Genomic DNA, 20,249 nt, shown 5'->3' on the forward strand with positions numbered 1-20,249 from the left:
GGACTCAATGCCGGTGCGTGCTGCTCCGTACCGGTGTGTGGTGCGCCGCGCCGAATGCGGGGCGCACCATGCCAGCATCTGACACTTTGTCAGATGATCATGAATTGAGATAGGTGAGTACGGCCAGCACCCGGCGGTGATCCCCGCCACTCGGTGCCAGCCCCAGTTTCAGGAAGATATTGCTCACGTGCTTCTCCACCGCGCCGTCGCTCACCACCAGCTGAGCGGCCACCGCGGAGTTGGTCCGGCCCTCGGCCATCAGGCCCAGCACCTCGCGCTCGCGCGGAGTGAGCCCCGCCAGAACGTCCTGCTTCCGGCTCCGGCCCAGCAGCTGCGCCACGACCTCGGGGTCCAGCGCGGTACCGCCCTGGGCCACCCGGACCACGGCGTCCACGAATTCACGGACCTCCGCCACCCGGTCCTTGAGCAGATAGCCGACGCCGCGGCTGCTGCCGGCCAGCAGCTCCGTCGCGTACTGCTCCTCGACGTACTGCGACAGCACCAGCACACCCACCCCGGGATGCTCCCGGCGCAGCTGAACGGCGGCCCGCACACCTTCGTCCGTATGGGTGGGCGGCATCCTGACGTCCGCCACCACCACATCGGGGAGATTGCCCTCGTCCGCCATCTCTCCGATGACCTTGATCAGCGCCACGGCGTCGCCCACTCCCGCGACGACATCGTGACCCCGGTCGGTCAGCAGCCGGGTCAGGCCCTCCCGAAGCAGTACCGAATCCTCGGCGATGACGACCCGCACCCTGTCTCCCACGTGTTCCAGCCCCCCACATTCGATGTGACCACCCCAGCATTCCAGTATCGGGACCCGGGATGGGGAGCCTGCCGCCCCTAATCGCCGGACGGTCCCGGATTTCCGGGTCCGGCCGGCGATGAGGGGCGTGGGGTGGGGGCGGATTCAGCGGGCGGAGGCCGCGGGGAATCCGGGGAGTCCCAGGGGTGGCCCGGCCGCTGCCGGGGGTCCCGGCGGGTGTCACACCCGCCAGGGGAGCTCGGCGGTGATGCGCGTCGGGCCGCCGGGCGGGGAGTCGACGGCCAGCACACCGTCGACGGCGTCGAGCCGCTCCATCAGCCCCGCCAGCCCCGAACCGGCCGCGGTGTCGGCACCGCCGACGCCGTTGTCGGAGACGTACAGCATCATCCGGTCCGCCGACCGCCAGATGTCGACCTGGGCCTTCGAGGCCCCGCTGTGCTTGCTGATGTTCTGCAGCAGCTCGGAGACCGTGAAGTACGCGATGCCCTCGATCGCGGGCACCGGGCGGGCCGGCAGGTCCACGGTCACGCTCACCGGCACCGTGCAGCGCGTGGCGACCGCCGACAGGGCCGGGCCGAGACCGCGGTCGGTGAGGATCGCGGGGTGGATGCCGCGGGCCAGGTCGCGCAGCTCCTGGAGGGCGATCTTCACCTCGCCGTGTGCCTCGCCGACCATGACGGCCGCGGCCTGCGGGTCCTCCAGCAGCTTCTCCTTGGCCAGGCCGAGGTCCATCGCCAGTGCGACGAGCCGGGCTTGCGCGCCGTCGTGCAGATCGCGCTCGATGCGCCGCAGGTCGGCCGCCGCGTGGTCCACGACGACTCCTCGGTCGGACTCCAGCTCGGTGACCCGGGTGGCCAGCTTCGACGGGCCGAGCAGCCCCGACACCATCAGCCGGTCGACGTGCGCCATGCCGCGGAACATCCACGGGGCGGCGATGACGAGGACCAGGCCCACGCTGGAGGTGAGCACCATGTCGCCGGCGGTGTGCAGGTACCAGCCGCCACCGTTGTCGTCGCCGTCCAACTGCAGCCCCGCCTGGCCGAGGTAGACGGGGAAGATCCACCGCCACAGCGGGTAGGTCAGGAAGCCCCAGCCGTAGAAGAAGAACGAGATCGACACGCAGAAGCTGAAGACCGCCCACGGGAAGTGCAGGAAGCAGTAGAGGGCGTGCCGCCAGGAGACGCCGCTCTTGAGCTGGGCGCCCAGCCACCCCATGAAGCCGCCCTTGGCGGCGCGGACCGGGCCCGGCTCCGGCACGTCGTGACGCAGCAGCGCGCGCGCCCGGGCCCGCTCGATGATGCCGATGCCCCGGCAGCCCGCGAGGCCCGCGGCCAGGACCGGCAGGCCGAGGAAGGTGATGAGGAGGCCCGCACCGACCGAGAGCATCGTCACGACGTAGACGAAGCTGAAGATGCCCATGGGCAGGTTCAGCAGCAGGTATGCCAACTCACGCCAGGTCCTCGCCTCGAACGGCGCGCGAAGCACCGCTGGGACGCGGTGCTCGCGCGGTGCCGGCGAAAAATCGTAGGCCATGGTTCCGTCCGTCCTCTGGTTTCTGCTCCCTTATGACATACAGCCTGGTCGAACGGCGCCTCCCCGCCCATGGTGCGGATCGGCGTGTTCGGGAGGGGGATATCCCTACCCCGCGAGGTGGCCCTGGCGTGCGGACCCGCTCCGGGGCGGTGTCTGCTCGCGGTCGCGCCAGGGGAGTTCGGCGGTGATGGTCGTCGGGCCGCCGACGGGGGAGTCCACGACGAGCAGGCCGTCGACGGAGTCGAGCCGCTCGGTCAGCCCGGCAAGGCCCGTACCGCCGGTGGTGCCGGCGCCGCCGTTCCCGTCGTCCCTGACCTGGATCATCAGCCGCTCCTGCGAACGCCACAGGTCGACACTGGCGGTGCGCGCGCCGCTGTGCTTGCTGATGTTCTGCAGCAGCTCGGACACGGTGAAGTACGCGATGCCCTCGATCGCCGCCGCGGGCCGGGCGTCCAGGTCGACACCGACCTGGACCGGCACCGTGCAGCGCGCGGCGACCGACGACAGCGCGGCGTTCAGACCGCGGTCGGTGAGGATCGCCGGATGGATGCCGCGGGCCAGATCACGCAGCTCCTGAAGGGCGATCTTCACCTCGCCGTGCGCCTCGCCCACCATCTTGGCCGCCGCCTCCGGGTCCTCCAGCAGCTTCTCCTTGGCCAGCCCGAGGTCCATCGCCAGCGCGACGAGCCGGGCTTGCGCCCCGTCGTGCAGATCGCGCTCGATCCGCCGCAGATCGGCCGCCGCATGGTCCACGACCACCCCCCGGTCCGACTCCAGCTCGGCGATCCGCCGCTCCAGCTCGTCCGACGGCTGCAGCAGCCCCCGCACCATCACCCGGTCCACGGTGGTCAGCCCGCGCGCGATGAAGCCGAGCGCGGGCCAGGCGACGAAGAGCGAGGCGAAGGTGACGGTGAAGGTGAGGATGCCCCAGGGCAGCCGGATGGCGAAGTACAGCGCGTGCCGCCAGGCGACCGGGTCCTTGAGCGTCGCCCACAGCCACGGCAGGAAGCCGAAGGTGCTCGGCCGCATCGGCCGGGGATCGTCGATCACCACACCCAGCAGCTCCCGGGCGCGCGCCCGCTCGAGTTTGCCGAGCAGCCGGCAGCCGACGAGCCCGCCCGCGAGCAGGGGCAGTCCGATCACCGTGACCGACAGCCCGATACCGATCGCCAGCATCGTCACGACGAAGACGAAGCCGATGATCACGATCGGCAGGTTCAGCAGCAGATACCCGACTTCCTTCCAGGTCACCGCGCCGTACGCGAGCCGCGGTGGCGGCAGCGGGGCGGGTTCGGCGGAGGTCGGGACAGCAGGACTCGGGCTCATGCTCCCAGCCTGCCGGTAGGGGCGGCCGGAGCGCCATGGGGTTCATAGGGCGGGACAAGGTGGGGTTAACCCCCCTGACGCCTGCACGGCCGCTTCCCGCGCTCAAGTCAGGGCCTAGACTCCCTCCGTATAGATCGTCTAAAGATCCACTGGGATCGCTGGACAACGAGGGAACGAGGGGCGGACGGACGTGGACTACTTCCACGGCTACTCGGTCGTCGGTCTGGTCGCGGTGGTCGGGGTGCTCTTCGTGGCCGTGGCCTTCGGCGCCGGGCGGCTTTTGCGGCCGGTCGTGCCGACACAGGAAAAGATGCTCACGTACGAGTGCGGGGTCGACCCCGTCGGCGAGGGCTGGGCGCACACCCAGATCCGCTACTACGTGTACTCCTTCCTCTACGTCATCTTCGCGGTGGACACGATCTTCCTGTTCCCCTGGGCGACGGTCTTCGCCGCACCCGGATTCGGCGCGACCACGCTGGTGGAGATGTTCGTCTTCATCGGCTTCCTGGCCGTCGGCCTGCTCTACGCCTGGAAGAAGGGCGTCCTCGAATGGACGTGACCCCCGTGACTCCCGCGACGTCCGGTCCCGGTGCCTCCGGTGCCTCCGGTGCTTCCGGTCCGGACGGGAGCGAGGTCCAGTACCTGCCGGAACCGCGCCGGCTGGGCACGCTCGCCCGGCTCGCGCCGGAACCGATGAAGGTGATCCTGAACTGGGGCCGCCGCTACAGCCTGTGGGTCTTCAACTTCGGACTCGCCTGCTGTGCGATCGAGTTCATCGCGGCGTCGATGGCCCGGCACGACTTCATCCGGCTCGGCGTCATCCCGTTCGCCCCCGGCCCCCGGCAGGCCGACCTGATGATCGTCTCCGGCACCGTCACGGACAAGATGGCGCCGGCCGTGCGGCGGCTCTACGAGCAGATGCCCGAGCCGAAGTACGTCATCTCCTTCGGCGCCTGCTCCAACTGCGGCGGCCCGTACTGGGACTCCTACTCCGTCACCAAGGGCGTCGACCAGATCATCCCCGTCGACATCTACGTGCCCGGCTGCCCGCCGCGGCCCGAGGCGCTGCTCCAGGGGATCCTCAAGCTCCAGGAGAAGATCGCCCGCGAGTCCCTCGCCGACCGGTACGCCGACGGCCCGGTGGCCCGCCCGTCCGTGGCGGCCCTGAGCAGCAAGCTGATCGCCGCACCGCCGACGCCGGGGGAGGACCAGCGATGACGACCTCGGAACCGGGTGCGCCGGAGGCAGAGCCGGGCGCCGTGCCGGCGGCAGAGCGGGACGCCGAGGCGGCGTCGGAGCCGGGCACGACTCCTGACGCTGAAACCGGTGCTGAACGGCCGCCGTCGCCGGGTGTCGAGCCGGGCACGGCGCCGAGCGCTGAACCCGGCGCGAGTTCAGACGCTGCTCCGGCCGCCGTCGAGCCGGCCGCGGCCGAACCGCCGGCCGTCGCGCCGGTTCCCGCCGAGCCGGCCGTCGGGTGGCTGCCCGGTGCCGCGGCCGGGATCTTCGGGGCCGAGGCCACGGCCGTGGAGGCGTTCGGTCTGCTGACCGTGGACGTTCCGGTCGGCTCGTGGATCGCCGCGCTGGAGATCGCCAGGGACAAGCTCGGCTGCACCTACTTCGACTGGCTGAGCGCCGTCGACGAGGCCGCCGCGGGCTTCCGGGTCTGCGCGCACCTCGTGTCGCTGCCCGGTGCCGCGGCCGACGGCCGCATGGTGCGGCGGCTGCTCGTCCGCACCACCGTCCCGCACTCGGCGGCCGTGCTGCCGACTGCTATCGACGTCTTCGCGGGCGCCGGCTGGCACGAGCGCGAGACCCACGAGATGTTCGGCATCGACTTCACCGGCCACCCGCACCTGGTGCCGCTGCTGCTCCCCGACGAGTTCGAGGGCCATCCGCTGCGCAAGGACTTCGTCCTCGCGGCCCGCGTCGCCAAGGCATGGCCGGGCGCCAAGGAGCCGGGCGAATCGGAGCACGGCGGGCCCAAGCGCCGGACGATGCTCCCGCCGGGCGTCCCCGACCCGAACGAATGGGGCCCGCTCAGGGCCAGCCACGGCCTCGGCCCCGCCCCGCCCGCACCCCCGCGGGCGGCGGGCGCGGCCGGTGCCGCGCGCGGTGCGGCTGCTGCCGGTGCGGGTGCCGCCGCCGAGCGGCGGCCCGACGGCCCCGCCCGGCGAGCGACCAGCCCGACGCCCCGTGGCAGCAGGCCCCGGCGGAGAAACCCGCACCGGTGGCACCGCCGACCGAGAAACCCGCGCCTGTCGGGAAACCGGCTCCGGCTACGGAGACCGCTCCGCCTGCCGAACCCGCACCGCCCGCTGAACCTGCTCAACCCGCCCCGGCCACCCCGCCGGAGACCCCCGACACCGAGGGAGGACCGACCCCGTGAACGACATCCTCGATGTCGCGCTGCGGCTCGTCGCCGTTCTCGTCGTCTTCCTCACGTTCCCGCTCCTCGTCGGCCAGGCCGAGCACAAGGTGATGGCCCATATGCAGGGCCGGCTCGGCCCGATGTACGCGGGCGGCTTCCACGGGTGGGCCCAGTTGGTCGCCGACGGGGTGAAGTTCGCGCAGAAGGAGGACATCGTCCCGGCCGAGGCCGACCGGCGGATCTTCCAGCTGGCGCCGGCCGTCGCGCTGCTCCCCTATCTCCTGGTGCTCATCGCCATTCCGGTCGGCCCGAACGGTTTCGTGGGACAGGCCATCGACGCGGGGCTGTTCTTCGTGCTCGCGGTGATGGGCGTCGGGGTCCTGGGGTCGCTGATGGCCGGCTGGGCGTCGGCCAACAAGTTCTCGCTGCTCGGCGGGTTGCGTACGGCCGCGCAGCTGATGGCCTACGAACTGCCGATGCTGCTGGCGGCGGCCTCCGTCGCGATGGCGGCGGGCACACTCTCGCTCCCCGGGATCGTCGACGCGTACCAGTGGTGGTGGACGCCGTGGCAGATCGTCGGCGCCCTCGTCTTCTTCATCGCGGGCCTGGCCGAACTGCAGCGCCCGCCGTTCGACATGCCGGTCGCCGACTCGGAGATCATCTTCGGTGCGTACACCGAGTACACGGGTCTGCGCTTCGCGCTGTTCCTGCTCGCGGAGTACGCGGGCATCGTCGTGCTGTGCGGGCTGACCACCGTTCTCTTCCTCGGCGGTTGGCACGGCCCGTGGGCCGACAGCGTCGGCTGGGTGTGGACGCTGCTCAAGACCGCGGTGCTCGCCTTCGTCGTCATCTGGCTCCGGGTCACGTATCCGCGGCTGCGTGAGGACCAGCTGCAGAAGCTCGCCTGGACCGTCCTCATTCCGCTCGCCCTGGCGCAGATCGCGCTCACCGGCGTCGTCAAGGTGGTGATCTCGTAGTGGCCCACCCGTCTCCCACCCCCGCCCTTCCAACGACTCCCTCCGGGAGCTCCTCTCGATTTCCCGGCCACGGCTTGGCCAAAGGCCTTGCCGTCACCCTCAAGGCGATGACGCGCCGTTCCGTCACCGCGCAGTACCCCGACGTGCAGCCCGATCTGCCGCCGCGCAGCCGCGGCGTCATCGCGCTGTTCGAGGAGAACTGCACGGTCTGCATGCTGTGCGCGCGCGAGTGCCCCGACTGGTGCATCTACATCGACTCCCACAAGGAGACGACGCCCGCCACCGCGCCCGGCGGGCGGGAGCGCAGCCGCAATGTGCTCGACCGCTTCGCCATCGACTTCTCGCTCTGCATGTACTGCGGGATCTGCATCGAGGTGTGCCCCTTCGACGCGCTGTTCTGGACGCCGGAGTTCGAGTACGCCGAGACCGACATCCTCGAACTGACCCATGAGCGCGACAAGCTCCGCGACTGGATGTGGACGGTGCCGGCCCCGCCCGCGCTCGACCCCGGTGCCGAGGAGCCCAAGGAGATCGCCGCCGCCCGCAAGGCGGCGGACAAGCTCATCGCCGCGCAGCAGGCGGAGCAGGCGGCGCAGGCCCAGTCGGCCGGACAGGCCGGACAGGCCGGACAGGCCGGACAGGCCGGGCAGACACCACCGGAGAGCGGCGCATGAGCCTCGCAGCCGCCGCCGCGGCCCCTTCCGGATTCCTGTCCCCGACCGGGGTCGAGATCGCCTTCGTCCTCGTCGGTATCGCCACCCTCGGCGCCGCCCTGATCTCCGTCACCACCAAGCAGCTGGTGCACGCCGCGCTGTGGCTGGTGGTCGCGCTCGGCGGGCTCGCCGTCGAGTACCTGCTGCTGACGGCGGAGTTCATCGCCTGGGTGCAGGTGCTGATCTACGTCGGTTCCGTCGTGGTCCTGATCCTGTTCGGGCTGATGCTCACCCGGGCGCCCATCGGCCGCTCCCCGGACGCGGACTCCGACAACCGCTGGGTCGCGGTCACGGTGGCGGCCGCCTCCGCGATCACCCTGGTCTGGGTGGTCGTCGACGCGTTCCGCACCACGTGGATCGAGCTGGACGGTTCGGTCCAGGGCTCCACCAAGGTCACCGGGCAGACCCTCTTCCAGCACTGGGTGCTGCCGTTCGAGGCGCTGTCGGTGCTGCTGCTCGCCGCCCTGGTCGGTGCCATCGTGCTGTCCCGCAAGAACCAGGACCAGGACAAGGAGAGCTGATGCACCTCGCCTATCCCGCCGTGCTCGCGGTCCTCCTCTTCTCCATCGGGCTCTACGGCGTCCTCGGCCGCCGCAACGCGATCCTCGTCCTGATGTCCGTCGAGCTGATGCTGAACGCGGTCAACCTCAACCTCGTCGCGTTCGACGTCTGGCTCCGCGACACCCTGCACGCCGGCCAGGCGCTGACGCTCTTCACCATCACCATCGCCGCCGCCGAGATCGGCATCGGTCTGGCGATCGTGCTGCTCGTCTACCGCAACCGCGGCAGCTCCGACGTCGACAGGCTCACCGACCTCGCCGAGAACGGCCTCGCCGGAACCGGTCCGGCCGGCGCGGGCAGCACGCCGGACGCGGCGGCAGACGAGAAGGCAGAGGCCACCGCGTGACCCTCACGACCCTTGCCGCGCTGGTCCCCATCCTCCCGTTCCTCGGCGCGGCCGCCGGACTGCTGCTGGGCAGGCGGGCCCCCGGATTCGTCCGGCCGCTCGCCGTACTGCCGACCGCGGCGGCCTTCGTGCTGGCCGCGGTCGTCGCCGTGCGGCAGGGCAGCGGCGCGCCCACCGACGCCGCGACCCGGCTCACCCCGACCGGCTCGGTCCCCATCGACCTCGCCCTGCACCTGGACGGCTTCGCCGTCCTGATCGCGGTGCTCGTCGGCCTCGTGGCGACCTGCGTCCAGCTCTACTCGACGGCGTACCTGCGCGACGATCCCCGTTACCCCTCCTACGCCGCCCTGGTCTCCCTCTTCACCGCCGCCATGTTCCTGGTCGTCTACTCCGGCGACCTGATGGTGCTGCTGGTCGGCTGGGAGATCATGGGCATCTGCTCGTACTTCCTGGTCGGCCACTACTGGGAGACCGAGGTCGCCCGCGCGGCGTCCATGAAGGCGTTCCTCGTCACCAAGCTCGGCGACGTCCCCTTCATCATCGGCGTCTTCGCGCTCGCCACCGACGCGGGCACCTTCCGCATCAACGGGATCCTCACCGCCGCCACCCACGGCCAGCTCCAGCACCCGACGATCGTCGCGCTGCTGCTGCTCGCCGGAGTCGCGGGCAAGTCCGCCCAATTCCCGCTGCACACCTGGCTGCCCGACGCGATGGCCGGCCCGACGCCGGTCTCCGCGCTGATCCACGCCGCGACCATGGTCGCGGCCGGCATCTACCTCGTCGCCCGGCTGCTGCCCGTCTTCACCGCCAGCGCGGCCGCGCTCGTGGTCCTCGCCGTGATGGCCGCCGTCACCATGATCGGCTCGGGTCTCGCGGCCCTCGCCCAGGACGACATCAAACGGGTACTGGCCTATTCGACGATCGGCCAGCTCGGTTACATGGCCGGCGCGCTCGCCGTGGGCGACCGCAGCGCCGCCGTCTTCCACCTCCTGTCCCACGGCGCCTTCAAGGCGCTGCTCTTCCTCGGAGCGGGCGTGGTCATCCACGCGGCCGGCACCAACTCGCTCTCCGCGATGTCCCGTATGGGCGACCTCGGCAAGCGCGCCCCGGACGCCATGTGGACGATGGGCATCGCCCTGGCGGCGCTCGCCGCCCTGCCTCCCTTCTCCGGCTTCTTCTCCAAGGAATCGGTGCTGCGCGCCGCCGAGCACGCCTCCGGCGGCCACACCGACGGCGTGCCGTCGGCGGTCGGCTGGACCGTGCTGGCCGCCGGGCTGATCACCGCCGTGCTCACCGCCGGCTATGCCACCCGGCTCTTCCTGCTCGCCTTCCGGGGCAGCGGGCCGCGCGCCGCCGACCACGGCCGTGAGCCCGCGATCATGAACGCCGTCCTGTGGGTGCTCGCCGTCCCCAGCGTCGCGTTCGGCATGATCGCCCTCGTCCCGTCGGTCTTCGACCTCCCGAAGTGGTTCGACGGCACCGAGCTCACCCCGACCCTCCTCACCTCCGTCCTCGGCATCGGCCTCGCCCTCGTCGGCGTCCTCGTCACCTACGGCGCCTGGACGGCCGGTGCCGCCCGCCGGTCCGCCGCCCCGCTCGGCGCGATCGGCGCCGACTCGGGCGCCGAGCCTGCCGAGGCGGAAGCGACCGCCATCGCCGCGCACACCGCCGTCTACGGCGACATCGCGTCGTCCGACGACCCGGCCGACCCGGGCCGGCTGCTCCTCGGCCGCCTGCACCGCCACGCGGCGAGCGGCTTCCACCTCGACGCCGTCTACACGGCGCTCTTCGTCCGACCGGTGCTCGCCGCCGCGAACCTCGTCCGCTTCCTCGACCGCGAGGTCGTCGAGACCTACGTACGGGGAGCGGGCGCGGCGCCGCGCCTGCTCGGCGCGGCCGTCCGGCGCGCCCAGACCGGAAATGTCCAGACCTATCTCAGCGCGCTGCTGGCCGGTGCCGTCGTACTCGCCGTCCTCGTCGCCGTCGGAGCGTGAGCCGTGAACGACACCGCCCTCCAGTACGTGCTCGCAGGCATCGTGGTCCTGCCCCTGCTCGGTGCCGTCGGAGCCCTGCTCCCCGCGCCGCCCGGCCTCCGGGGACGCAACCCGGACCAGGCCGTGCTCCGCCACGGCGTCACGGTCACCGGCGCCGTACTGATCCTCGCGATCGTCCTCGCGGCCGGCTTCGACCACGACCACCCGGCGACGATGCAGGCCAGCACCGACCTCAAGTGGATCCCCGCCCTCAACATCCACATCCATCTCGGCGTCGACGGCATCTCGCTCCCCCTCCTCGTCCTGACCGCGCTGCTGACCTTCCTCTGCGCGCTCCACAGCTACTTCAAAAGGCCCGCGGGCCCGTCCCCCAAGGCCTTCGTCGCCCTGCTCCTCGTCCTCGAAGCGGGCACCCTCAGCACCTTCGCCGTGCTGGACCTGATGCTCTTCTTCCTGGCCTTCGAGACCGTCCTCATCCCGATGTACTTCCTCATCGCCCGCTGGGGCGGCGCCGGACGCGAGGCCGCCTCGCTGCGCTTCATCCTCTACACCCTCCTCGGCTCCGTGATCATGCTGCTCGGCCTGCTGCTCATCGGGGTGAAAGCGGGCACATTCGACATGGTGGCACTCGCCACTGACAACGGGTCGTCGCTCGGTCACTCCACGCAGTTGCTCGCCGTCCTCGCCATCGGCATCGGCTTCGCGATCAAGGCCCCGATGTGGCCGCTGCACAGCTGGCTCCCGGACGCCCACACCGCCGCGCCCACCGTCGGCTCCGTGCTGCTGGCCGGCGTCATGCTCAAGATGGGCACCTACGGATTCGTCCGTATCGCGCTGCCCGTCGCCCCGGACGGCATGCACACCTTCGCGCCCTACCTGGCCGCGTTCGCCGTCGTCGGCATCGTCTACGGGTCCCTCGCCTGCCTCGCACTGGCCCGCAAGGGAGCCGGCGGCGACCTGAAGCGCCTCATCGCCTACTCCTCCGTCGGCCACATGGGCTTCGTGCTGCTCGGCATCGCGACCCTCACCCCGACCGGTGTGAACGGGGCGCTCTTCGCGAACGTCGCCCACGGCCTCATCACCGGCCTGCTCTTCTTCCTGGTCGGCGCCATCAAGGACCGCTACGGAACGAGCGACCTCGACCGCCTCACCGGGGAGAACGGCGCGGCCCTGTACGGCAGGGCCCCCCGCCTCGGCGGCCTGCTCGCCTTCGCCGCCGTCGCCTCCCTCGGACTGCCGGGGCTGGCCGGCTTCTGGGGCGAGATGCTCGCCATGTTCGGCGCCTTCAAACCCGCCGACGGGCTCAGCCGCCCCACCTACCTGGTGTTCACGGCGGTCGCCGCGTTCGGCACCCTGCTCACCGCCGCGTACCTGCTGGCCGTCGTGCGCCGCGTCTGCATGGGGGACAAGGGCACCGCGGAGTCCGGGCAGCCGGTGCTGTCCGACGTCCACGGCTACGAGTTCGCCGCCTGGACCCCACTCGCCGCCCTCACCGTCCTCGCCGGCCTGTGGCCCGCGGCCCTCCTCGGCCTCACCGACCCGGCCGTGCGCTCGCTCCTCGGAGGCAGCTGATGAGCATCCCCGTCACCGGCTCCCACGCCTCCTCCCACGCGACCGGAACGCTCGCGGCGGACGCCGTCGGCTCCCTCGTGCAGTCCGTGGACTGGATCGCCATCGCCCCGGCGGCGATCCCCGCGGCCGTCGCGCTCGTCGTCCTGGTGGCCGACCTCTTCCTCCCCAAGGAGAAGAAGGCCCTGCTGGGCTGGGTCACCATCGCCGGCCTCGCCCTGGCCGGGCTGGCCCTGGGCCCGCTCCGGGCCGGCCACCGCAAGACGTTCTGCCTCACCACCGACCCCGGCGAATGCTCCTACGCGGCCGACCACTTCACCGTCGTCATCCAGCTCCTCGTCATCGGCGGCGCGCTGCTGACGGCGCTGCTGTCGATGCACGACATGGAGAAGTACCCGGCCGGCGAGTACTGGTTCCTGCTGCTGTCCTCGGCCGCCGGAGCCGCGCTGCTGCCCGCCTCCCGGGACCTGGCGACCCTGGTCGTCGCCCTGGAGGTCACGACGCTGCCCGCCTTCGCGCTCGTCGGCATCAAACGCGGCGACCGGCTCTCGTCCGAGGCCGCGCTCAAGTTCTTCCTCTCCTCCGTGGCGGCGACCGCCGTCACGCTGCTCGGCGTCAGCTTCGTGTACGCCGCCACCGGCACCCTCCACCTGGCGTCGATCGCGGACGGTCTGGGCGACGTACAGCCGCAGCTGGCGACGCTCGCCAAGGTCGGCGCGGTCCTCACCCTCGTGGGCTTCGCCTTCAAGCTCGCCGCCGCGCCCTTCCACTTCTGGGTACCCGACACCTACGTGGGCGCGCCGCTGCCGATCGCCGCGTACCTCTCGGTCGTCGGAAAGGCCGCGGGCTTCTCCGGCCTCATCCTCATCACCGTGATCGCGTTCGAGCCGTACGCCGACGTCTGGGGCCCGGTCGTCGCCGTACTGGCCGCCCTGACGATGACGGTCGGCAACGTCGCCGCGCTGCGCCAGCGCGCCGGGTTCGCGCACAGCGCGGTCCGGCTGCTGGCCTGGTCCTCCATCGGCCAGGCGGGCTATCTGCTGGTGCCGATCGCGGCCGCCGCGTACTCCGACGACCCGCAGCACCAGATCGGCACCACCGTGGCGTACGCCCTGATGTACGCGGCCGTGAACCTCGGTGCCTTCGCGGTGGCCGCCCTCGTCGCCCGAACGGCCCCCGCCAACCGCCTGACCGACTACCGGGGGCTCTACGCGAACCGCCCGCTGACGGCTCTCGCGCTGGCGTTCTTCCTGCTCTGCCTGGCCGGGCTGCCGCCGGGCGTCATCGGACTCTTCGCCAAGGTCGCGGTCTTCTCGTCGATCGTCGGTACGGGACCGGCCTGGCTGGCCGTCGTCATGGCCGTCAACGTGGTCATCGCGCTCGTCTACTACCTGCGCTGGACCGCGCTCCTGTTCGCGAAGCCGGAGGCCGGGCCGGCGGCGGCCACGGGCGCGGCGGACGGCACGGGAACGGTCTCCGGAGCGGTTGCCGGTGCGGTCGCCGTGGCGGTGCCCGCCACCCGGACGCCCGCCCCGCTCACCGCCGCCATCGCCCTCACCGCGGTCGCCGGCATCGTGCTCTCCGGCGTCCCGCAGCTGGTCCTCCGCTACGCCTCGGGGGCGCTGCTCTGACCCCGCCCGGGGCGTGTGCACAAGGGAACTAGCGGCCTTCCGGTGGCGTTGACCAGTACAGGAGGTTCTCCTAAGAGGGGAGAAGGTTCCCCCGCCGCACACCTTGGAGGGCGCACCGTGCACCGCCGGCACAATGGGCTGAAGACCGCCGTACTCCTCGGCGGTCTGTCCGCACTCATCCTCGTCATCGGCAGCTTCTTCGGCCGGACGGGGCTCATCGTCGCGCTCGTCATCGCGATCGGCACCAACGCCTACGCGTACTGGAACAGCGACAAGCTGGCTCTACGCGCGATGCGTGCCCGCCCCGTCAGCGAGTTCGAGGCCCCCGCGCTCTACCGCATGGTCCGCGAACTCTCCACGGAGGCGCGCCAGCCCATGCCGCGGCTGTACATCTCACCCACCGAAGCGCCCAACGCCTTCGCCACCGGGCGCAATCCGCGCAACGCGGCGGTCTGCTGCACCGACGGCATCCTGCAGATCCTCGACGAACGCGAGCTGCGCGGCGTGATCGGCCACGAGCTGAGCCATGTCTACAACCGCGACATCCTCATCTCGTCGGTCGCCGGCGCGCTCGCCTCCGTCGTCATGTTCCTCGTCAACTTCGCCTGGCTGATCCCCGTCGGCCGGTCCAACGACGACGAGGGCCCCGGCATCCTCGGCATGCTGCTGCTGATGATCCTCGGCCCGCTGGCCGCCTCCGTCATCCAGCTCGCCGTCAGCCGCTCCCGCGAGTACGAGGCCGACGCCTCCGGCGCCCGCCTCACCGGCGACCCCCTCGCCCTCGCCAGCGCGCTGCGCAAGCTGGACGCGGGCACCAAGCAGCTGCCGCTACCGCCTGAGCCGCGCCTCGAGACCGCCAGCCATATGATGATCGCGAACCCGTTCCGGCCCGGCACCACGTCGAAACTGTTCTCCACCCACCCCCCGATGGCCGAGCGCATCGCGCGCCTCGAACAGATGGCAGGACACCGCCCATGACGACGATCCTGAACATCATCTGGCTCGTGCTCTGCGGTATCTGGATGGCGATGGCCTATGCCGTCGCCGGCCTGGTCTGCTGCATCCTCATCATCACGATCCCGTGGGGCGTGGCCTCCTTCCGGATCGCCAACTACGCCCTGTGGCCCTTCGGCCGCACCACCGTCGAACGGCACGACGCCGGTGCGGGCTCCCTCATCGGCAACATCATCTGGATCGTCTTCGCCGGCTGGTGGCTGGCGCTGGGCCACATCGTGACCGGGATCGCCCTGTGCCTGACGATCATCGGCATCCCGTTCGGCATCGCGAACTTCAAGATGATCCCGCTCTCGCTGGTCCCGCTCGGCCGGGAGATCGTCCCCACCGACCGGCCGTTCGCCACACGCTGAGCGATCGCCCCCGGCCTCCTCAGCCCTCAGTCGCCCTGGCGGGCGGTGTCGACGAGCTTCTCGAAGAAGAACTCGTGCTTGAGGAACGAGGTGTCGTACTCGTGCCCGGGATACGGCGGGATCAGCTGCGCCGCCTGGAACAGCCGCCAGCCGTCGCACAGCGCGGCCACCCCCGTCCCGTACGGCGGTTCGTCGCTGTCCCCGGTCGTCGGCGACGTCGTGCCGGTCCCGTCGTAGGCGGACCACCCCACGACCTGGGAGTCCAGCGCCGACGTGGCCAGGTACAGCACCAGTACCCGCTGCCGCAGCGTGCTGGTGGCGCCCATGGTGGGGTCGAAGGTGGGGTCGAAGGTGGTGCTCATGCCTCGCTCCTCAGGTGCGCGGGGACGACGCGCTGCGGCCGGTTGGCGACCCGCGTCATCCAGTGGTCCAGGTCGTACGTGCTGTCGCCGGTCAGCGCCCGCCACAGCTTGATCCGGTTGTGGAACTCCAGCCGGGCGGCGGCCGCTTCGTACCAGGGGAAGCGCGTGCCCAGCTCGGCGGCGACCGCCGGGTCGGCGAGATCGCCGGTGTCCCACAGCCGCAGCTGCCGCACCGTCGGATTGAACCGGATCTTGAACATGTAGCGCGCGGCGTCGCTGTCGTTGCGCCGTCCGCCGTGCCAGATCCCGTGGTGCAGGAACACCACGGTCCCGGCCGGGCACACCAGCCGCGTCTGCCCGCGGAGGTTCTGGTAGCGGCCGGTGTCGCTCTCGTTGGTGCGCCGCAGATGGCTGCCGGGCACGCTCAGCGTGCCGCCCATCTCCAGCGTCACCGGCTGCGGGTAGTACATGAGCTGTACGTCGAACGCGTCCGGCCGTACGTCGATGATCGCGTCGGCGTGCAGCGGCTGCGCCTGCCCGTCCCGGGGCCGGCGGATGTGCACCGCGTGATGGTCGACGGTCGGCCCGGGCCCCACGAGGCTGCGCAACGCGCCCGCCACCACCGGGAGTTCGACGAGGTCGCGGGCGAACGACCCGCGCTCGTAAGCCTCCTCCAGCGGCGTCCCGTACGGCACCTCCGGTATCCCGGCCGCCAGGACGCCCATCGCCCGCTCGTTCATCTCCTCGGGTACGACCGCGTCCATGCGCAGCGAGCCGTGCGCCACGAAGTGCGCCATCTGGACGGAGCTCAACAGGCCCCTGTTCTCAGTGCTGGCTTCCGTGCTGGTTTCCATGCGCCAACGGTAGGAAGGAAACCCCTGGCAGCGCGTGGGTCACACTCACCACTACTGGTACGTTTTCACCATGGATGCCGTCGCCCTCCACCTCGACGAGCCACCTCGGGTGGTGAACCTCGGAGTCGGTGTCCACGGCCCCGCCGGCCACACCGATGTCTTCCGGCTCCCCGACCTGTGGCAGCTGCACCTCTACCGCTACACGGCCGATCTCACCGTCGACGGCACCCCGCACGCCATCCGGCCCGGCCGCGTCAGCCTCGTCCCGCCCGGCGCGACCGTCAGATACCGCTACCGCGGCCGCTCCGAGCACCTCTACGCCCATCTGCGCATCCCGGAGGCGGGCGAGCCCCGCAGCGTCCCCGTCATCCAGGACGCGGGCGCACAACTGCCCATGCTCTCCGCCCTGATGCTGCAGGCCGTGGCCGCCCAGCCCGGCAGCCCCGCCAGGACGGCGGCCGAGATCTGGGCCGTCCTGTGGCGCGTCGCCCACCTCACGGCCCCCGCCGCGTCCGACGGCCCGCACCCCGCCGTGGCCGCCGCCATCGCGCACATCGAGTCGCACCTCGCCGACCCGCTGACGGTCCCCGGCGTCGCCCGCGCGGCCGGCGTCTCGCACAACCACCTCACCCGGCTGTTCCGCGCCGCGACCGGCGACACGGTCGTCACCTACATCCGGCGACGCCGCCTGGAACGCGCCCGGCATCTGCTCGTGGAGTCGACGCTCTCCATCCCCGCCGTCGCCACCTCGGTCGGCATCGCGGACCTCCAGGCCTTCAACAAGGCCTGCCGCCGCGAACTCGGCGCCTCCCCGCGCGCCGTCCGGCAGGGCCCACCGGTGAACCGCGGCTCCGGAACGCGGTGAGGAACGCGGTGAGGAACGCGGTGAGGGCGGCAACCGGGGTTGTCCCGGCGGCCGCCCTCATCCACTTCACCACTCCACCGCTTCCCCCAACGGGTCAGCGGTAGTTCACGTACTGCAGAGCGAAGTCGAAGTCCTTGCCCTTCAGCAGCGCCTGAACGGCCTGCAGATCGTCCCGGCTCTTCGAGCTGACCCGCAGCTCGTCGCCCTGGACCTGCGCCTTGATGCCCTTCGGGCCCTCATCGCGGATGATCTTCGCGACCTTCTTGGCGTTGTCCTGCGAAATCCCCTCCTCGATTGAGGCGAAGATCTTGTACTCCTTGCCGGAGAGCTGCGGCTCGCCGGCGTCCAGCGACTTGAGCGAGATACCCCGCTTGACCAGCTTGGTCTCGAAAACGTCGAGGATCGCCTTGACGCGCTCCTCCGAGTTCGCCTGCATCAGAATCTTCTCGCCCGACCAGTCGATCGAGGCCCCGACGTTCTTGAAGTCGTAGCGCTGCGAGATTTCCTTCGCGGCCTGGTTGAGGGCGTTGTCGACCTCCTGCCGCTCGACCTTCGAGACGATGTCGAAACTGGAGTCGGCCATCTTGAGTTGGCTCCTTGGCTGTGATCCGTCAGTACCGCGACCCGTCCCCGGGCCGCCCTCCCAGCCTAGCCACCGCACCCGCCCCGAACACTGATCCATCAGGTGGCGAACCACCCCCGCGCATCAGGTATCGTTTACGTCGTTGCCACAGACCACCCTCAAAAGTGACCTGCGGCGGCTTCCCTGGCGGTGTGCCCGAGTGGCCAAAGGGAGCAGACTGTAAATCTGCCGGCTCAGCCTACCCAGGTTCGAACCCTGGCGCCGCCACGGTATTGGAACGGCCCCTGATCTGCGGAAACGCGGATCAGGGGCCGTTCGATTTTCTGCCCCTGGAGTGCCGGACTGTCTCACTCGGTCCCGTTCTCGCACGCTCTCTACCAGGGGTTCTGGACGGGCTGTGGACGGGATTCTCAGGCCTGACCAGCGGCTGTGGGGCATTCGTGGGACAGAGCTCAAGGCGGGTGGTCCCGCTCCTCAGGGCAGAGATCGACTGAGTGACCGGGATCACGTCGATGTGCATCGCTCGCCTCGTCAGATGGGTCCTCTCGGGCTGCCCTGCCGGCCTTCGCTGCACACCGTCAGCGCTTGGGCCTCGTCACGCTGAACCAAGGAACCGTCGAAAGGAACTGTCGACCGGAACGGTGCAGACCGGTCGGTCCTGGTGTCGAAATTGGGTTGGCCTTGAGGTACGGCGCACCGCGATACTCCGGCATGAGCAGAATGGCGCAGGTCATCGTGTTGGCGCTGTATGCGGACGAGGTCATGGAACCTCTGACGCGTCCGGACGAGTCGCGCAGTTGGAAGGGCACGTTCAAGCCGCTCGATTTGTTCGCCGGCGGGTGGGTCATCGAGTACTCCAGGGAACGGCCGCGCTCCGGGCTTCTGAAGCACCTGGCATCACTTCCCTGGCCCAACCCGGGGCAGGTACAGGTTCTGATCCATGACGAGGAGGACGACGTCTACGGCCTGTGGACGATGCAGGACGGCGCACTGGTCGAGGTTCCGCTCCCTGGCACCCAGCGATACCACAGCCCAGCTCCGCCGACAGATGAGTTCCCGCCCAGCCCCGGTTATTTGTGGCTGGCGGACACAGAACTTCGCCCCGGGGCCGACCTCTCGACGGAACGTCAGGACCCGCGACCGGCCTGGTGAGTGCCAGTTATTCGTGAATTCTGGGCGCCATTGGGGTTGGACGTTGGATGCGGGTCCCAACGGCGCCGAGAGCGCTACTCCTACGGCGAGGCCGGGTGGTGGTGTTCCGACAGGCGGCTTCTACGCGATGGATTGCTATCGGCTCCTCGGCGAAGACTGCATGGCGCGCAACCTCGCGGAGGAAGTCATCCGAGTCGGCACGGATTTCGACGACACCGAGCACTCGCCCATGCGCAACGCGGAAGCCCGCATCACGCTCGGCGTCGCGGCGGCCCGCGAGGGCGACCTCGAAGGGGCGGTTGCCTATGGGGAGCGCGCCCTTCGCGGGGACCGTCAGGCAGCCGCCGCACTGGTCGAGCGCCAGGTACACATGAACCGCAGGGGTCCCTCTGCCAGCTGATGTGGTGCCTGGCTAGCCCTGAACGCCGGGAGTGGTGCTGGAGAATCGAGGTTCTGGCAGCCGGATCTCGTTTTCCCGGGAGATCCAGTACGTGCGTCGGCGAGTCGGACGCGGGATGTATTCCAAGCTGCGTGATCCATCTCCTTCGGTGACGTGGTGACCCACTACCCTCCACACACTGCCGCGGGTCTCGTGCGGCTCGACGGGACACCCGGTGAGTTCCAGGTTCCAGGTGTCCGTGACGCCGTTGTCGCGATCGTCGTGCACCGTCACGGTGCCTTGGACGCGGTGTGGAAGAGGGTGTCCCTCCTCGCGTGCCGCGTAGTTCCCCGCTAGCTCCTTAATGGTGAAGTCCTTGTTCAGATACAGCCCAGACCGCTGACCAGGTTCAAGGGGGATGTGCGGGGCTGGGTGGAACCGGTTTTCCCGGTTAACAACCAGGTCTCCGCTGAATGTCACCCACACACTGCGACTACTCGGGTTGTCCAGCCACACGAGCGCCTGAAGGACGATCCGTTCGTGCTCCTTCTCCGGGAAGGGCCATTCATGGCCGGGAGGCCACGGATGTACGGGCACGCCTATGTGCGACCACGCCAGAGGAGGCCACGGAACGTCGTCGATGACGACGGTCACCTCAGGGGCCTGATCGTCCAGCCGCGCTCGGGCGGCATCCAGAGCCACAGCTTCGGAGACGGTGAGGGCGGTGTGCGCGACGCTCAGCGCACTACGGGTGAGGATTGACTGCCAGGCAACCACCAAGAAGGCGAGCGCCGTGGCGACAGCAGAGACCGCTGTCCAGACCGTGTCCCACATAGTGGTGATTGTTGACCTCAACTACCAGTGACCACCACTCCACTTGGCCTTGTGATGAAGTGA

General features: G+C 70.4%; 21 protein-coding genes, 1 tRNA gene and 1 pseudogene. 16 read left to right on the plus strand and 7 right to left on the minus strand.

What is annotated here, in order from left to right; genetic code table 11:
• Positions 1-97: 97 nt before the first annotated feature.
• The 3 genes from C8250_RS25260 to C8250_RS25270 all read right to left on the minus strand — a co-directional run bounded on the left by C8250_RS25260 (position 98) and on the right by C8250_RS25270 (position 3,628).
• Positions 98-757 carry a response regulator transcription factor gene (locus C8250_RS25260; protein ID WP_275946681.1) on the minus strand — a complete coding sequence of 220 codons (660 nt, stop codon included), beginning with the start codon at positions 755-757 and terminating at the stop codon, positions 98-100.
• A gap of 231 nt (positions 758-988) precedes the next feature.
• Positions 989-2,302, minus strand: a complete 1,314-nt coding sequence (locus C8250_RS25265) for a sensor histidine kinase (protein ID WP_138359469.1) — start codon at positions 2,300-2,302, stop codon at positions 989-991.
• A gap of 105 nt (positions 2,303-2,407) precedes the next feature.
• Positions 2,408-3,628 (minus strand): sensor domain-containing protein, encoded by a 1,221-nt coding sequence (locus C8250_RS25270; RefSeq protein ID WP_138359467.1) that lies wholly within the window; start codon positions 3,626-3,628, stop codon positions 2,408-2,410.
• A gap of 190 nt (positions 3,629-3,818) precedes the next feature.
• Here C8250_RS25270 and C8250_RS25275 point away from each other — a divergent pair, with 190 nt between their 5' ends.
• From C8250_RS25275 to C8250_RS25330, 12 genes and pseudogenes are all read left to right on the plus strand, one after another.
• Positions 3,819-4,187 (plus strand): NADH-quinone oxidoreductase subunit A, encoded by a 369-nt coding sequence (locus tag C8250_RS25275; RefSeq protein ID WP_138359465.1) that lies wholly within the window; start codon positions 3,819-3,821, stop codon positions 4,185-4,187.
• The gene (locus tag C8250_RS25280) at positions 4,178-4,846 is read left to right on the plus strand and encodes an NADH-quinone oxidoreductase subunit B (protein WP_138359463.1); all 669 of its coding nucleotides are present in this window, start codon (positions 4,178-4,180) and stop codon (positions 4,844-4,846) included. Before C8250_RS25275 ends, C8250_RS25280 begins: the two co-directional genes overlap by 10 nt.
• A gap of 263 nt (positions 4,847-5,109) precedes the next feature.
• A pseudogene (locus C8250_RS25285) lies at positions 5,110-5,673 on the plus strand (NADH-quinone oxidoreductase subunit C); the annotation flags it as partial.
• A gap of 340 nt (positions 5,674-6,013) precedes the next feature.
• Positions 6,014-6,976: an NADH-quinone oxidoreductase subunit NuoH gene (gene nuoH / locus C8250_RS25290; RefSeq protein WP_138352859.1), complete on the plus strand. Its 963-nt coding sequence runs from the start codon at positions 6,014-6,016 to the stop codon at positions 6,974-6,976.
• A 107-nt stretch (positions 6,977-7,083) separates the two neighbouring features.
• A complete protein-coding gene (locus tag C8250_RS25295; protein ID WP_138352860.1) occupies positions 7,084-7,650 on the plus strand; it encodes a 4Fe-4S binding protein in 567 nt (188 codons plus the stop codon).
• Positions 7,647-8,210 carry an NADH-quinone oxidoreductase subunit J gene (locus tag C8250_RS25300; protein ID WP_138352861.1) on the plus strand — a complete coding sequence of 188 codons (564 nt, stop codon included), beginning with the start codon at positions 7,647-7,649 and terminating at the stop codon, positions 8,208-8,210. The genes C8250_RS25295 and C8250_RS25300 overlap by 4 nt, the downstream gene beginning before the upstream one ends.
• Positions 8,210-8,596, plus strand: a complete 387-nt coding sequence (gene nuoK, locus C8250_RS25305; protein ID WP_138352862.1) for an NADH-quinone oxidoreductase subunit NuoK — start codon at positions 8,210-8,212, stop codon at positions 8,594-8,596. Before C8250_RS25300 ends, nuoK begins: the two co-directional genes overlap by 1 nt.
• Positions 8,593-10,590 carry an NADH-quinone oxidoreductase subunit L gene (locus C8250_RS25310; protein WP_138352863.1) on the plus strand — a complete coding sequence of 666 codons (1,998 nt, stop codon included), beginning with the start codon at positions 8,593-8,595 and terminating at the stop codon, positions 10,588-10,590. Before nuoK ends, C8250_RS25310 begins: the two co-directional genes overlap by 4 nt.
• Positions 10,591-10,593: 3 nt before the next feature.
• On the plus strand, positions 10,594-12,162 hold the full coding sequence (locus C8250_RS25315) for an NADH-quinone oxidoreductase subunit M (protein ID WP_138352864.1): 1,569 nt from the start codon (positions 10,594-10,596) through the stop codon (positions 12,160-12,162).
• Complete coding sequence (locus C8250_RS25320) at positions 12,162-13,790, plus strand: NADH-quinone oxidoreductase subunit N (RefSeq protein WP_138352865.1); 1,629 nt, start codon at positions 12,162-12,164, stop codon at positions 13,788-13,790. Before C8250_RS25315 ends, C8250_RS25320 begins: the two co-directional genes overlap by 1 nt.
• Before the next feature lie 117 nt (positions 13,791-13,907).
• Positions 13,908-14,768 carry a zinc metalloprotease HtpX gene (htpX, locus tag C8250_RS25325; RefSeq protein WP_138352866.1) on the plus strand — a complete coding sequence of 287 codons (861 nt, stop codon included), beginning with the start codon at positions 13,908-13,910 and terminating at the stop codon, positions 14,766-14,768.
• On the plus strand, positions 14,765-15,157 hold the full coding sequence (locus C8250_RS25330) for a YccF domain-containing protein (protein ID WP_138352867.1): 393 nt from the start codon (positions 14,765-14,767) through the stop codon (positions 15,155-15,157). Before htpX ends, C8250_RS25330 begins: the two co-directional genes overlap by 4 nt.
• Before the next feature lie 26 nt (positions 15,158-15,183).
• Here C8250_RS25330 and C8250_RS25335 read toward each other — a convergent pair whose 3' ends face one another.
• Together C8250_RS25335 and C8250_RS25340 are read right to left on the minus strand one after the other, a co-directional pair.
• On the minus strand, positions 15,184-15,483 hold the full coding sequence (locus C8250_RS25335; RefSeq protein WP_138352985.1) for a hypothetical protein: 300 nt from the start codon (positions 15,481-15,483) through the stop codon (positions 15,184-15,186).
• Between the two features lie 32 nt (positions 15,484-15,515).
• Positions 15,516-16,373, minus strand: a complete 858-nt coding sequence (locus C8250_RS25340) for a phytanoyl-CoA dioxygenase family protein (RefSeq protein ID WP_187144980.1) — start codon at positions 16,371-16,373, stop codon at positions 15,516-15,518.
• A gap of 70 nt (positions 16,374-16,443) precedes the next feature.
• Here C8250_RS25340 and C8250_RS25345 point away from each other — a divergent pair, with 70 nt between their 5' ends.
• The gene (locus tag C8250_RS25345; protein ID WP_138352868.1) at positions 16,444-17,238 is read left to right on the plus strand and encodes an AraC family transcriptional regulator; all 795 of its coding nucleotides are present in this window, start codon (positions 16,444-16,446) and stop codon (positions 17,236-17,238) included.
• A 94-nt stretch (positions 17,239-17,332) separates the two neighbouring features.
• Here C8250_RS25345 and C8250_RS25350 read toward each other — a convergent pair whose 3' ends face one another.
• Positions 17,333-17,821, minus strand: coding sequence for a YajQ family cyclic di-GMP-binding protein (locus C8250_RS25350; RefSeq protein ID WP_138352869.1), 489 nt, complete (start codon positions 17,819-17,821; stop codon positions 17,333-17,335).
• A 185-nt stretch (positions 17,822-18,006) separates the two neighbouring features.
• Between C8250_RS25350 and C8250_RS25355 the strand changes: the two genes are divergently transcribed.
• The 3 genes from C8250_RS25355 to C8250_RS25365 all read left to right on the plus strand — a co-directional run bounded on the left by C8250_RS25355 (position 18,007) and on the right by C8250_RS25365 (position 19,373).
• Positions 18,007-18,088: transfer RNA gene (locus C8250_RS25355), tRNA-Tyr, on the plus strand.
• A gap of 453 nt (positions 18,089-18,541) precedes the next feature.
• Complete coding sequence (locus C8250_RS25360) at positions 18,542-18,973, plus strand: hypothetical protein (protein WP_187144981.1); 432 nt, start codon at positions 18,542-18,544, stop codon at positions 18,971-18,973.
• Positions 18,974-19,133: 160 nt separating this feature from the next.
• Positions 19,134-19,373 carry a hypothetical protein gene (locus C8250_RS25365; RefSeq protein WP_232484679.1) on the plus strand — a complete coding sequence of 80 codons (240 nt, stop codon included), beginning with the start codon at positions 19,134-19,136 and terminating at the stop codon, positions 19,371-19,373.
• Positions 19,374-19,385: 12 nt separating this feature from the next.
• Here the strand turns inward: C8250_RS25365 and C8250_RS25370 are convergent, their stop codons facing one another.
• Positions 19,386-20,186, minus strand: a complete 801-nt coding sequence (locus tag C8250_RS25370; RefSeq protein ID WP_138352870.1) for a hypothetical protein — start codon at positions 20,184-20,186, stop codon at positions 19,386-19,388.
• Positions 20,187-20,249: the final 63 nt, after the last annotated feature.

The organism is Streptomyces sp. So13.3, assembly GCF_005860785.2.
In the GTDB taxonomy this organism is placed as follows: Bacteria; Actinomycetota; Actinomycetes; order Streptomycetales; family Streptomycetaceae; genus Actinacidiphila; species Actinacidiphila fildesensis.